Genomic DNA, 14231 nt, shown 5'->3' with positions numbered 1-14231 from the left:
GATGCAATTAGGGTAGTCTTATGAGTTTAATAAAAACTATTGATTTTGATATTCTTGGTGATGCAAGAGGATCCTTGGTTAGCTTAGAAAGCAATAAGAATATCCCTTTTGACATTAGGCGAGTGTATTACATATTTGGTACGCAAAAGGATGTGGCACGAGGTTTTCACGCACACAAGCAACTGAAGCAGGTTGCTGTTTGTGTTAAAGGTAATTGCCGTTTTATATTAGATGATGGGCATCATAGGGTGTCTGTATTGCTAGAGTCACCCAGTAAAGGATTGTATATAGATGGGGTGACTTGGCGAGAAATGCATGATTTCAGTGAAGACTGCATTCTAATGGTTCTTGCTAGTGAAAATTATGATGAAAGTGATTATATTCGGGATTATCAGAAATTTTTAGAGGTTACTCGCAATGTTTCTTCATCCCCTCAGTGATGTGCAAACGTCTGACATTGGTAAAGATACTCGAGTCTGGCAATTTTCGGTTATTTTAAAACAGGCTAAAATTGGTTCAGATTGTAATATCTGTGCACATACTTTGATCGAAAATGATGTCATTATTGGAAATCGCGTTACGGTAAAGTCAGGTGTTTATCTTTGGGATGGTATAACTGTCGAAGACGATGTTTTTATCGGGCCTTGTGCAGCATTCACCAATGACAAACATCCTCGTTCAAAAGTATATCCTGACTGCTTCTTGAGAACTGTATTACAAAAAGGCTGTTCTATCGGTGCCAATGCGACGATATTACCTGGTATTACATTGGGTGAGTATTGTATGGTTGGTGCTGGTGCTGTAGTTACAAAAGACGTTCCTCCTTATGCTGTGGTCATAGGGAATCCGGCAAAAGTAGTAAAGTTTGTAAATGAAAATTAAAATTCCCAATTAATTATATGGCAATTCGGTGATGACAATGATTCCCTTTCTTGATCTAAAATCCATCAATGCACGATATCAAACTGAATTAAAGATTGCATGTGCTCGCGTTATCGATTCTGGTTGGTATGTCATGGGCAATGAGCTAGCCCAGTTTGAAAGCGAATTTGCGACCTTTTGTGGCACCAAGCATGCCATTGGTGTGGCCAATGGATTGGATGCATTGATTCTTACGCTAAGGGCTTGGAAAGAGCTTGGTATGCTGCATGCAGGTGATGAGGTCATTGTGCCGGCCAATACTTATATTGCGTCGATTCTGGCGATTACCGAAAATGACCTGGTTCCGATATTGGTTGAACCTGACCCCTCTACTTATAACTTCGACCCCGTAACTGTGTGTGCTGCAATCAGTCACAAAACAAAGGCCATGCTGCCAGTTCATCTCTACGGTCAGCTTTCACCTATGCCGGAGTTAATGGCCATTGCCAAAAAATTCAACCTGTTGGTGTTAGAAGATTGCGCGCAAGCACATGGTGCCGAGCTTAACGGCAAGCGTGCTGGTAACTGGGGTGATGCTGCTGGTTTCAGCTTTTACCCAGGTAAGAATTTGGGGGCGTTGGGTGATGCGGGTGCAATCACCACTAATAATGATGAGTTAGCGCAGACTCTGAGAGCATTACGTAACTACGGTTCCCACCGTAAATATGAAAATTTATATGAAGGTGTCAACAGTCGCCTGGATGAGATTCAAGCTGCGATGCTGCGGGTTAAACTACAGTATCTTGAAACTGATACGGCTCGTCGTCAGCAGATAGCTGCTCGCTATTTATCAGAAATAAATAATGAAGCCATTTATCTTCCACACCTGACAGAAACCAAGGCGCATGTATGGCATCTTTTTGTCATTCGTAGTGTAAATAGAACTACACTGCAGTCATATCTAACAGAACAGGGTATTCAGACTCTTATCCACTATCCTATCCCTCCCCATAAGCAGCAAGCATACTCTGAGTGGAGTGAGCTCTCATTGCCTCTAACCGAAGAAATTCATGAGCAGGTACTCTCGCTGCCTTTAGATCCAACAATGTCAGAAGAGGCCATCAGCAAGGTCATTTCAGCAATTAATAAATTTAAATAGCCCATCTAATGGGGATTCTAAATAGCCAGAGGGCGTCTATGAGCAAGGTGATTTTAACCGGTTCCAATGGTTTTGTCGGTCGTGCGCTGTTAGGCCAGTTATTGGCCAAAAGCCATCAGGTGACGGCACTGGTTAGAAATGATAATTATGTCCCTGTGGGTAGTGAACAAGTCATATTCGGAGAGCTGTCAGCATTGTCAGTTGACACTGCAGCATTTGAACATGTTGATGTCATTATTCATTGTGCGGCAAGGGCCCATATTTTAAAAGATAACCTGCAAGATCCGCTCGCTGCTTTTAGACAGGTTAACGTGGATGGTACCTTGGGTCTTGCAAAAATGGCAGCGGCCAATGGGGTAAAGAGGTTCATATTCATCAGTTCGATAGGAGTTAATGGAAATTTAACACAGTCCCCTTTTACCATCGAGGATCAACCGGCCCCTTGGGATGATTACTCTCGCTCCAAGCTGGAGGCCGAAGAGGGATTGAAGGCTCTCTGTTCAGCCACTGGCATGGAGTATGTGATACTCCGCCCTCCATTGGTTTATGGTGCTAATGCACCAGGGAACTTTGGCAAATTGGTAAAGGCAGTAATGAAAGGCTTACCTCTACCCCTGGGAGCCATTCATAATCAGCGGAGTCTGGTTGCGTTGGATAACCTGATTGATTTGATAATGAATTGTCTTGAGCACCCCAAGGCTGTAAACCAAACATTTTTGGTTAGCGATGATCAGGATGTGTCGACAACTGAGTTATTGCAAAAGGTCGCCCATGCCTTTGGTAAGAAAACAAAACTGCTGCCAATACCTATGAGCTGGATCCAGAGGGTGGCAAGTCTGCTAGGTAACAAGGCGGTGGCGGATAGGCTATGTGGTTCATTGCAAGTGGATATTACCCACACCAAGGAGATGCTTGGATGGAAGCCACCGGTGACGATGGATCAGCAATTGGCTAAGATGGCCGCCTCAATGCAATCATCAGTACGGGATGTATAGAATATGACCACGTTTCTCATTCGCACACTTGACATTATTTTCTCTCTATTAGGATTGGTGTGTGCATCACCTGTGATCCTGGTGCTGATTTTGATCGGTTTATTTGAAACAGGCTCACCGATTTTTTGTCAAGTGAGGGTCGGGCGACATAAAAAACCCTTCACTCTCGTTAAGCTACGTACTATGAAAGTAGGTACGGCTTCCGTTGCCAGCCATTTAGCCAATGCATCAGCCATTACCCCTTTTGGCAATTTCTTACGTAAAAGTAAACTTGATGAACTCCCACAACTCTGGAATGTTTTGAAAGGCGAAATGAGCTTGGTAGGGCCGCGTCCCTGTCTGTTCAATCAGGAGGTGCTGATTTCTGAGCGTGAAAAGTACAACGTATTTGACGTTAGACCTGGGATTACCGGTTTGGCTCAGGTTAATTCTATTGATATGTCAACTCCTCAGTTGCTTGCGGAAACAGATGCAAAGATGATTGAGTCTTTAACTCTGAAAAGTTATTTTACATATATTCTGCAAACAGTAACTGGTAAAGGAAGCGGTGATAGAGTGAAACACTGACTATTGCTTTATGGTTGTCCCTCATGATTGCTGCATGGATATTATTATATGCTGACATTTTTTCTAGGATTATCTCGGCCATTCAAGCGCATTATTTCTGTTATTATAGATGCGGTTTTGCTTAGTATTGCTTTTTGGGGTGGGTATTGGGTAAGATTGGATACGGCAATGCCCGTTAAAAGTCTCCTGCACTGGGAGCTTTTGGCCATTCTCGTGCCTTTCACTGTTTTTATTTTCGTCAAACTGGGTCTCTACCGTGCCGTATTACGCTATGTCGGATTTAAAGTCTTATGGACTGTAGCGCTGGGTGTTTTTTGTTCAACAATATCTCTAGTGATGTTGGCATTTTTTATGGAAGTGGCCTTGCCAAGAACGGTCTCTGTTATTTATTTTGCTTTTGCAGTACTGCTTGTTGGTAGTGTCAGGCTATTTTTCAGAATGTTGGTGAATCAGGGTAAGCATAATCGTACACCTGTATTGATATATGGTGCAGGGTCATCAGGCCGTCAGTTACAATTGGCCCTCAATCAGGGGCACGAATTTTTTCCGATTGCGTTTGTAGATGACGATCCCGCGATTCGTAAAGCAGTGATCCAAGGCATAAATGTTTATAGCCCAGATTTGATTGGTGATTTGGTTTCTCGCTTTGACATCAAAAAAATCCTGTTGGCAATGCCCAGCGCGTCACGCGCTGTGCGCCAAGATGTTATCCATCGTCTGGAACATTTCCCCTGTGAGGTACTATCCATTCCAGGAATGGTTGATCTTGTTGATGGCAAAGCACATATCGACGAATTGAAAGAAGTATCTATTGAGGATTTATTAGGTCGAGATGCTGTCAATCCTATACCTGAGTTAATGAACGCCAACATTAATGGTAAGCGTGTTATGGTCACAGGTGCCGGTGGATCTATTGGTTCTGAACTTTGTCGTCAAATACTTCGTTGTAAACCAGAAAAGCTAATATTATTTGAGCTCTCCGAATATGGTTTGTATGTCATCGATAAGGAGTTAAATGAGATCTGTCGTATGGAGAGTATAGAAGTTGAAGTCATTCCATTGCTTGGATCTGTGCAGCGTCAACATCGTCTTAAAGCTGTGATGAGTAATTTTAATATTCAAACAGTTTATCATGCAGCGGCTTATAAACATGTTCCCTTGGTCGAATATAATGTTGTTGAAGGTGTTCGCAACAACGTCTTTGGTACATTGTATTGTGCACAAGCTGCAATAGAATCTGGTGTCGATACGTTCGTCTTGATTTCAACGGATAAGGCTGTTCGTCCAACTAATACCATGGGGGCAAGCAAGCGCTTGGCTGAATTGGTCTTGCAGGCGTTGGCTGCAGAGCAAAGCCATACTCGCTTTTGTATGGTTCGTTTTGGTAATGTGTTGGGATCTTCAGGGTCTGTCGTGCCATTATTCCGTCAGCAGATCAGAGATGGGGGACCACTTACTGTCACGCATCCTGATATTATTCGTTATTTTATGACTATTCCCGAAGCATCTCAGTTAGTTATCCAGGCAGGAGCCATGGGCATGGGCGGTGATGTTTTTGTGCTTGACATGGGTAAACCTGTGAAAATTCTGGATCTAGCACATAGGATGATCAGACTAAGTGGGTTGGATTTTAAGAGTGAGCAGAACCCTGATGGTGATATTGAGGTTAAAATAACAGGTTTACGACCTGGTGAGAAATTATATGAAGAGTTATTGATTGGTGAGCAGGTAGAAGGCACTGAACATCCAAGAATTATGAAGGCTACCGAGCAAATGTTGGTTTGGTCAGAACTTCGTGCATTTTTGGTCGAGTTAGACGCGGCTTGCCATGGCTTTGATCATGAGAAAATTAGACAATTACTCTTGAGTATTCCTGCGGGCTTCACTCCGACAGATGGTATATGTGATTTAGTTTGGAAAGCCAGAGTGGCCAGGCAAGGAGCACCAGTATTCCCAGCTGTTACTGATATTGATTTTTTGACATCAGAGGCTGACTTGCCAATACATTGATAAGAGCCTTTTTCTATACAGGAAAGCAAGGTATGTAACACTCGCTGGCTTTTAAGTTGGTTGAGCTTGAGTTATCAGATTGGTGGTAAATGACAGGAGATTTTTCGTCACTCTTGCTGAAAATCTTAACCTTGTCATGGTCTGGTAGATCTTAATTTCGACCCGGCTCTACGATGGGCAGGGAACAACAATGAGTTTTTATATGCAATATCGTGCTACTGATATAGCTGATGTGATGATCCTCACGCCACAGGTATACCGTGACCAGCGTGGCAAATTCATGGAGTGTTTTCGTCTGAGTGAATTTGAGCTGCATTGTGGGGCGTACGATTTTGTACAAGACAATTTGAGCCGTTCCTTTGGGGGAGTTTTGCGAGGTTTGCATTATCAGCAACGTCATCCACAGGGAAAGTTGGTACAGGTAATAACTGGCACCATTTTCGATGTTGCAGTGGATATCAGGGCTGGTTCTCCTACTTATGGCGCCTGGGTGGGGCATATATTGAGTGCCGAACAGGGGGGGCTGATGTGGATCCCCCCCGGTTTTGCCCATGGTTTCTATGTGATGAGCGAGATGGCGGATGTTTTTTACAAGTGTACCGATTATTATCATCCTGATGATGAGCATTGCATCCGCTGGGATTCTTCCTCATTGGCAATAAATTGGCCACTGTCGGATAAGTATCCTCTGTCTTTGTCTGATAAGGATCGTCAGGCGTCAGATTTAGTCATCATGCTGTGAGCTTGGATAAGACATCAGTTTTTTGAGTTTTAATGGATAAGAGATAACAAATGAAAGAGAGAACGCCAGATGTGCCAGCGCAGTGGGTGCAGCCCACAGGTTCTGATGAGATTGATTTGCGTGAGTTGGTCTTGGTGTTGTGGCGCCAGAAGCTGTTGATCCTCTTGGTCGCAGGTGTGTTTGCCATCGTCGGGATTGCCTATGCACTATTGGCCCCGCAGACTTGGTCAGCCAATGCTGTGATCCAGGTACCCGAGAGAAAGGATCTGCTCCCCATGTTGCGTGTGGCCAGTCAAGCCAAGTTGCTGGGAGTCACAGGTTTTCCTGATAAGAGTACTTTGTATAACGAGTTTGTTCGTGAGTTCAACGCTTATGAGAATCGTCGTGAATTTTTGAAAAGTAGTGAGTTATTCAAAAATTATGTTGCAACAGCTCAACTGGATGAGAAGGGACAACGTAGATGGATACGTGACTGGGCAAAGTTTATTTCTGCCGAGCCTGTTGATAAAACTGGGGTTAAACCTGGCGTGATGCTGACAGTGAGTGCCGCTACTTCCAGTGATGCACTAAATATGTTGGAGAGTTACATTCGTTTCATCTCCACTAAGCAGCAACAACGTTTGGTCAGTGAGTTGGCTGATCAGCAATCGATAAAACTTGATGTGCTAATGACGAATTTAAAGCTCACAACAGAGGATGCTGAACGAGCACTCAAGCGTGAAATTAGCGGAACGGCACTAACAATCTCTATTGCTAAAGCTGCTGGTGTTTCCCTACCCCTTGCGAATTATAATAATGGGGAACGCTTTCCTATCACTCTGGGCACCAAAGGGTTGGAAGAGAAACTGAAGGTGCTCAAGACAATTGACTTGGATACTTATCAGCCAAAACTTGCCGGTTTGCAGACTCGAATAGAGCGCCTTAAAAAGGTGAAACTTGATGACATCAACTTTAGACCTTTTTCATATCTTGAGGCTCCGGAAGAACCTCTGAGTCGCGATAAACCCAAGCGCGCCATGATAGTGGTGTTGGCTGCCCTGCTCGGCGGCATGCTGGGCGTCGGCATTGTGCTGGTACGCCATGCTTTCCGCCGGCCTGAACAGGCATAATGTTTACCAAGTAAGTAATGGGGGGCTTTGCCCCCTTTCTTTTTTTGGGGTTGGTGATTGTGTTCAAGAGCATGAAAGCAAGGGGTCAGGGCCGATGAGGGTGACAACAAGGGTCTTTGGGGTGGTCAGCGTGCTGTATTGGCTGCTGACCATGCATTTTTTCATGCACAACCCCGGTGGGGCCGGGCTCTATTTGCCATTCAATGCCTGGGGCTGGGTCTTTGCCAGCCTCGTCATCGGCCTTGGGCTGTGGCAGGTCACCCTGCAACAGCGATTGATATTCTCGTCATTGCAGGCCTGGCTATGGCTTGGTGGATTCCTGTTGTTGCTACCCATGGCGTATCCCGGTTTTGAACTCAAGGACTATGCCATTCCACGACTGCTGGGGTTGTTTGCCGGTCTGCTGTTTCTGTTTTGTCTGTACCAATGGCAACTGGCTCGTCAGGCCCGTGATCAGTTGCTCTATCTGTTGTTGGGGGCAGTAGCGATAGAGGCCTTGCTCGGGCTGGTGCAGTATTACCTGCTGACCCCAGGCAACTGGCTCGGTTATGACACTCGGGCCAATCGCCCTTATGGCATCTTTCAGCAGCCCAATGTGATGGCGACCTTTATGGCGACCGGACTTTCCCTCGCCATCTGGCTTGAGCTGCGCGGCAATGCCAATGTCTGGCTACGAGGGCTGCGCTATGGGGTGATCCTGGCGGCCAGCTTGCTGCTGGTCGTGTTGCAATCCCGGGTGGGACAACTGGGTGGCTTGCTGGCCCTGCTCCTGCTTGCGCCACAGTTGCATCGTCAGCATCAACTGGCCCGTATTCTTGGCCTGGTTGCGCTCGGTGTCGGCCTGGGGTTGGCGTCCCAATACGGGATCAGCGGCGTCAAGCGCGGGCTTGAGGTGTATCAATCCGGTGGCATGCGCTCCGTCTACTGGCCCTATGCCGCCAGGCTGATTGTTGAATCCCCCTTGGCCGGCTGGGGCTACGGCAGTTTTGAGACCACCTTTCTGCATCACTACATGGCCGACAAGGCGCTAAACCCAGCCATGGTGCAGATTGAATACAACCTCGATCACCCCCACAACGAGTTTCTCTACTGGGTGGTGGAGGGCGGGCTGGCCCCCATGATCGGTATGGCGCTGATGGGCGGCGCTCTGTTGTGGCGGCTTGCTAGGGTGGGCTGGGTCAAGGGGGCGGCGCTGCTGGCACTGGTGACCCCCATACTGCTGCACACCCAGACCGAATATCCGCTCTATCACGCCATTGCTCTGTGGTGGGCTCTGCTGCTGCTGATCCATGTGCTGGATGCGGAAGTGGAGGAGGGGATGCAGACAGTCAGCTGGCGTGAATATGTCTATCGCCCCTGGTTGCTGCTGCGCTTCCTGGCTATCGCCATCCCTGTGCTGGTTGTGCCCTTCATGCTCACTGCCATTCATACCGCCTGGGTGGTGACCAAGTACGAGCGCGGCGGTTACAAGGATCCAACCCTGCTGCTCGATGTCGTCAACCCCATGGCCTGGTTGACCCGGGTGGAGTTTGACGTGAACTCGGTGCGGTTGATGGTGGGCTTGCAGACTGATAACAAGGCGGAGCTGGAAGCCTATCTCGATTGGGGTCAGGCATTTGTACGCCATACCCCCAGAGCCAATATTTACGCGAATATGGTGATCGCACTCGGTGCGCTTGGGCGACAAGAGGAGGCGCAGGCGCTACGAACGCAAGCCTTGATGCTCTATCCGGGTGATCCCTTGCTAACTGGCTCGGCCGCCAAATCCGTGGCCACTGCACTGGAGGGTAAACCCTCCTCCTGATGCCGGCGGCAGGTGCAAAGCAGGACGGCAAGGTTGCGCGATGTTTCACCAACCGCTCTACTGCTTCGCAAAAATAGGCGCCTTTGCTGGACGGCAGAGGCGCCATGACTAAGATAGTGGCCTCAACGTCTTGTTTTAGAAAGGGAGTATGAAATGGAGTTAGTGCTAGGCCCATTGGAAGCCCGCGTGATCGGTGCTCTGATAGAGAAAGAGATCTGCACGCCGGATCAATACCCCCTCTCCCTCAATGCCTTGGTCAATGCCTGCAACCAGAAGAGCAACCGCGAACCTGTGTTGGATCTCTCCGAGCTGGATATCCGCGCTGTTGTGGATGAGCTGATCCGCAAGCGTCTGGTCGTCAACACTGCCGGTTTCAATGCCCGGGTACCCCGTTACCAGCACCGCTTCTGCAATACCGAGTTTGGTACTCTCAAGTTCAGCGAGCAGGAGCTTGGTATCGTCTGCGAGCTGCTGCTGCGCGGTCCTCAGACTCCGGGTGAGTTGCGATCTCGCACCAACCGCCTGTGCAGCTTCGATGATGTTACTCAGGTGGATGCGGCCTTGGCTGCTCTGATTGAGCAGGGGCCTTATGTGGTCAAGTTGCCCCGCGAACCGGGCAAGCGTGAATCCCGTTACGCCCATCTGTTCAGCGGTGAGGTGGATCTGCAGGCGCTGGCCGAGGCATCCCCTGCCAGCAGTTATGCCTCCCCGGCGGCGGACAGGTTGAGCGCGCTGGAAGAAGAAGTCGAAACCCTCAAGTCACAGTTGCAGGCTCTGGAAGCCCGTCTGGCGCTACTGGAGGGCTGATATTTCGGCACGTTTCTCCCTAAAGAGGCGCTACGGCGCCTTTTTTATTGTCATTTCGCCGAGGTTCTCCCCTCTTGGCATGTCTTCTTCCATCCTTTGTGATCCTCCGTGCTCCTTGGTTTATATGAGCTAGTTGGCTTTTTTTGAGTTATTTCGCGGTTAAGGGTCGAGCCGCCGCCGCTTTCCCGTTAAAATTCCGCTTTTGCACCTGCCCGTGAGTCTTGATGTCTGCGTTCACCCTCTCTTTCGATTGTTATGCCCTGCTCAGTGAGCTGCAGTTGCAGCGCACCGCCAGTACCCGCTATTTGCAAGAACAGCTGCAAGCGCAGATGCCGCTCGGGCGGGCGTTGATCGACAAGTTGGAGCAGTTGCAGCAGCAGGGACTGGTGCGCCTGCGCGGGGAGCAACAGTGGAGTCTGACTGCTGAGGGAACCCTGGCGCTGATCCTGGCGGTACGTTCGGGAGCCTGCCCCATGCCGAACTGGGCACGGGTGCCCTCTGTCACCGGCCAGGAGATGGCACAGGCGCTGGTACGGGAGCTCTGTCTTGGTGAGGCGGGTCAGGTGCCGACCTACTATCTTGCGGCCGATTTGCTTGGCCTGCTCGACGTGACCGACGCCCATCGCCTGCTGCCGGGCTCCAGCCCGCAATGGCAGCAACTGATGTTGATGCACTTCTCCCTACAAGTGCTGCTCGATGCAGAGCCCGGGGCGCAGTGGCCACTCGCACCGGTTGCCAGCGCCTGTGCCCCCGAGCTGAAAAGCGTGAGCGAAGGGTTCGCCGCCGAATGGCAGTGGCTCTGTGGTGACCTTGCCGGCGAGGTCACCACACACTGGCCCGCCTTGCAGCAGTTGGCGGAGCAGGGGGGAGATCAACCCCTTGCCGAACGGCTGCTCGGTGCCTTGGGCCAGTGGCAGGCAGAGGGTGCCAAGGGGCAGTGGCCGCTGATGTTCAGTGCTCTGCTCTGGCTCGGTTGGTTGCAACAAGCTGACCCCGTGATCGCCAGCGAGCAGCGCAAGAAGTGGCAACGCAGCCTGGGTAATCAGTTTCCGTTGCTGGCGGATCTGCTGGGTCAGTGGGCCGGTGATCGTCATGGTCAGGCGGTCGGTCTGTTCGACACCCTTCAATTGCCGCTGGAAGAGTTGCACTGGGGTTACCTCTGGCTCGATCTCTGCGCCCTTGCCAGGCACGGGGAGCAGAGCCCCCAGGTTGCCATACTGCACAAGTGGGATCTCTCCCATGTGCTGGAGGCACAACCCCATCACAGGCTGATGGCCTTTTGCCAGGATCTGCTGCGACTCCTGTTGGGGCAGGGGGCGCTGCGCGCACCGCTGCAGCAACTGCGAGCCGCCAACGGGGATGAAGCATCCGCAGACCAGGACGAGGACGACAAGACCCCCGCCTCGGCCAGTTGGCTCAACTGGCTGCAGGGGTTGGGGCGTTCCAGCGGTGTGCGCAAGGCGCAGGAGCGGCTGGTCTGGCTGCTGCACGCCGAAGGGCCAGAGCTGGAGTGCAAGATCCAGAAGCAGAGCACCAAGGGGGAGTGGACCGCAGGTCGCCGGGTCGATCCCGCGCTGCTCTCGACTCAATATGCCGCTTTGCTTGACGAAGAGGACTGGGCGCTGGTGCGCACCATGCCTAGGGTCATGGGCCAGCTGCCACGAGAGGCCTGGGCTCCCCTTGCCACTCATCCGCGCCTGTTCAATGCCAAGGGGCAGAAGTTGCAACTGGCCGTCAGTGCGCCCCTGTTGCAGATTGTCGCCACCGAGCAGGGCATGAGTGCCTTGCTGAGCCCGTCCGTCGCTGCGCGCGGTGCCCATATACTGCCGCTGGCACAGGATTTGTGGCAGCTCATCCTCACCCCTCAGGCGCTGCTCGATCGTTTGCCTGCACTGGAATCTATCCCCCTGTTGCCCGCCGAGGGCTTAAGCGAATTGCAGCGCACCCTGGACGCCATCCCCGATCTGCCCTGGCACAGCCAGGTGGCAGGTCTGCAAGGCAATGCCGAATTGGCCCCCTGGCCCGGTATTCCCTCGGTACAGCTGGATTGGCAGGATGGCCAGCTGGCGGTCAAGCTGGTGACTCGGCAGGGGGAGTTGCCGCCGCTTCCCCTTGGCAAGGGAGAGGCCATAGTGCGCCAGGGGATCAAGGATTATCACTACTGGCAGCGGGATCTTCTCGCCGAGAAGGGGCAGGCCCAGCAACTGCGTAATTCACTGCCCATAGGGCTGCCAGGGAGTGAGTGGCTACTTCAGGGGGAGCAGGCGCTGGCGCTGGTCAATGCCTTGCCCGAGCTGGTGGATGCCGGTGTGGTCATTCACTGGCATCAGGACAGCGCCCGCCTCAAGAGTCTGGACGAAGCTGCCCTGAGCCTGCGTATCGAGCGGCGCCAGGACTGGTTCCAGGTGGAGGGAGCTCTGGCCCTCGATGAGCACCAGATCCTCGATTTGCGTCTCATCCTGCGCCAGATGACGCCGGGTCAGCGCACCGTCCAGCTCGACGAGAAAACCAGCCTGATGCTGAGCGACAAGCTGGTGGAGCGGCTCACCATGCTGGGCGCCATGCTGGATGAAGAGCAACGCATCAACAACAAGCTGGCCTATCCGCTCACCCGCCTGCTCTCCGTCATCACCACTGAGGGGGATGACGCCTGGCACTCCCTGCAACAGGAGTGGCGGCAGGAGGTGGAGTGTCCTGCCGAACTGCTGACCCCGCTGCGGGATTATCAGAAGGACGGGGTACGCTGGTTGGCGACCCTGGCCCATCATGGCTTCGGTGCCTGTCTGGCCGATGACATGGGTTTGGGCAAGACCCTGCAGGCGCTCATAGTGCTGCGCATGCGTCAGCACCTGGGCCCGGCGCTGGTGGTGGTGCCAAAGTCAGTGGTCACCAACTGGCAGGAAGAGGTGGCGCGCTTCGCCCCCGAACTCGAGGTGGTGGTGTTCGAAAACCCATCCGAGCGGGAAGCGGTGATCCGCGATGCCAAGGCCGGCCAGGTGATCCTGATCAACTACGGCATGCTTGGCAGCCTGGCGGAGGCGCTCAAGTCCCGCCGCTGGTCCAGTATGGTGCTGGACGAGGCGCAGCAGATCAAGAATGCCGGCACCCAGCGTGCCAAGCTGCTGTTCCAGCTCGACGGCGATTTTCGCCTCGCCCTCTCTGGCACCCCTATCGAGAACCACCTGGGGGAGCTGTGGAGCCTGTTTACCTTTATCAACCCGGGTCTGCTCGGCAGCCTGGGCGAGTTCAAGCGCCGCTTCGGCAAGGCGGTGAAGGATCCCCAGCACATGGCGCTGCTGCGGGCGGTGATCAGCCCCTTCATCCTGCGTCGTCTCAAGCAGCAGGTGCTGACCGAGCTGCCGGACAAGACAGAGATCATTCATCACATCAGTCTCTCCCCCGAGGAGCGCCAGCTGTATGAGGCAACCCGGCGCGAGGTGGTGCAGCAGGTGCAAAGTGCCGATGGCCGCGCCCTGATGCACGTGTTGAGTGGCCTGACCCGGCTGCGTCGACTCTGCTGCTCCCCTGAGCTGGTGATGCCCGAATGGTCCCAGACCAGCAGCAAGCTGGACGAGGCGATGGTCCTGCTGGACGAGGCGATCGGCAACGGTCATCGAGTGCTGGTGTTCAGCCAGTTCGTCGATCTGCTGAGCCTGCTGCGTGCGCGGATTGAACAGAAGAAATGGGATTACTGCTATCTGGATGGCGGCTGCTCCGCCAAGTCCCGCCAGGACTCCATATTGCGTTTTCGGCACGAGCCGGTGCCGCTGTTCCTCATCAGTCTCAAGGCGGGGGGGACGGGCCTCAACCTGACCCAGGCCGATACAGTGCTGCACCTGGATCCCTGGTGGAACCCGGCGGTGGAAGATCAGGCGAGCGATCGGGCCCACCGCATGGGGCAGACCCAGCCGGTGACTGTCTATCGGCTGGTGTGCGAGCAGACGGTAGAGGAGAAGATAGTCGCCCTGCACGACGAGAAGCGGGCTCTGGCCGATGGCCTGCTGAGCGGCCAGTCCGAAGTGCGCGGGCTGGATGTGGAGAGCCTGCGCGCCCTGCTGATGGGCTGATCAGGCGGAGGTTGTGCACAAGGGGGGATCGCCAGCAGGCGCTCCCCCTTCGTTTATGTCTGGAGATCCCGTCAAAGGGGCGGGCAGCTCAGCCAGGCCAGCGGAGTGGC

Annotated in this window: 11 protein-coding genes; all 11 read left to right on the top strand. The window is 52.3% G+C overall.

Annotated elements, in window-relative coordinates; translation table 11 throughout:
• Positions 1-20: 20 nt before the first annotated feature.
• The 11 genes from AC1P02_RS20150 (at position 21) to AC1P02_RS20100 (ending at position 14121) form a co-directional block, all read left to right on the top strand.
• Positions 21-440: a sugar 3,4-ketoisomerase gene (locus AC1P02_RS20150; RefSeq protein WP_485183108.1), complete on the top strand. Its 420-nt coding sequence runs from the start codon at positions 21-23 to the stop codon at positions 438-440.
• A complete protein-coding gene (locus tag AC1P02_RS20145) occupies positions 418-882 on the top strand; it encodes an acyltransferase (protein ID WP_271787865.1) in 465 nt (154 codons plus the stop codon). Before AC1P02_RS20150 ends, AC1P02_RS20145 begins: the two co-directional genes overlap by 23 nt.
• 31 nt (positions 883-913) lie before the next feature.
• Positions 914-2020 (top strand): DegT/DnrJ/EryC1/StrS family aminotransferase, encoded by a 1107-nt coding sequence (locus tag AC1P02_RS20140; protein ID WP_271787866.1) that lies wholly within the window; start codon positions 914-916, stop codon positions 2018-2020.
• Positions 2021-2058: 38 nt separating this feature from the next.
• The gene (locus tag AC1P02_RS20135; protein ID WP_485183106.1) at positions 2059-3015 is read left to right on the top strand and encodes a UDP-glucose 4-epimerase family protein; all 957 of its coding nucleotides are present in this window, start codon (positions 2059-2061) and stop codon (positions 3013-3015) included.
• A 3-nt stretch (positions 3016-3018) separates the two neighbouring features.
• A complete protein-coding gene (locus tag AC1P02_RS20130; RefSeq protein WP_271787868.1) occupies positions 3019-3582 on the top strand; it encodes a sugar transferase in 564 nt (187 codons plus the stop codon).
• A 48-nt stretch (positions 3583-3630) separates the two neighbouring features.
• Positions 3631-5592, top strand: a complete 1962-nt coding sequence (locus AC1P02_RS20125) for a polysaccharide biosynthesis protein (RefSeq protein WP_306638597.1) — start codon at positions 3631-3633, stop codon at positions 5590-5592.
• Positions 5593-5782: 190 nt separating this feature from the next.
• On the top strand, positions 5783-6334 hold the full coding sequence (rfbC, locus tag AC1P02_RS20120; RefSeq protein ID WP_485183103.1) for a dTDP-4-dehydrorhamnose 3,5-epimerase: 552 nt from the start codon (positions 5783-5785) through the stop codon (positions 6332-6334).
• Positions 6335-6384: 50 nt separating this feature from the next.
• Positions 6385-7443: an LPS O-antigen chain length determinant protein WzzB gene (locus tag AC1P02_RS20115; protein ID WP_485183101.1), complete on the top strand. Its 1059-nt coding sequence runs from the start codon at positions 6385-6387 to the stop codon at positions 7441-7443.
• Between the two features lie 94 nt (positions 7444-7537).
• Positions 7538-9247, top strand: coding sequence for a PglL family O-oligosaccharyltransferase (locus tag AC1P02_RS20110; RefSeq protein ID WP_485183099.1), 1710 nt, complete (start codon positions 7538-7540; stop codon positions 9245-9247).
• 153 nt (positions 9248-9400) lie between these two features.
• On the top strand, positions 9401-10054 hold the full coding sequence (locus tag AC1P02_RS20105; RefSeq protein ID WP_282789991.1) for a YceH family protein: 654 nt from the start codon (positions 9401-9403) through the stop codon (positions 10052-10054).
• 224 nt (positions 10055-10278) lie between these two features.
• Positions 10279-14121, top strand: a complete 3843-nt coding sequence (locus AC1P02_RS20100) for an SNF2-related protein (RefSeq protein WP_485183096.1) — start codon at positions 10279-10281, stop codon at positions 14119-14121.
• Positions 14122-14231 lie beyond the last annotated feature (110 nt).

Source organism: Aeromonas sp. TS_SC_11, from assembly GCF_057318915.1.
This window is presented reverse-complemented; position numbering and strand designations above follow the sequence as displayed.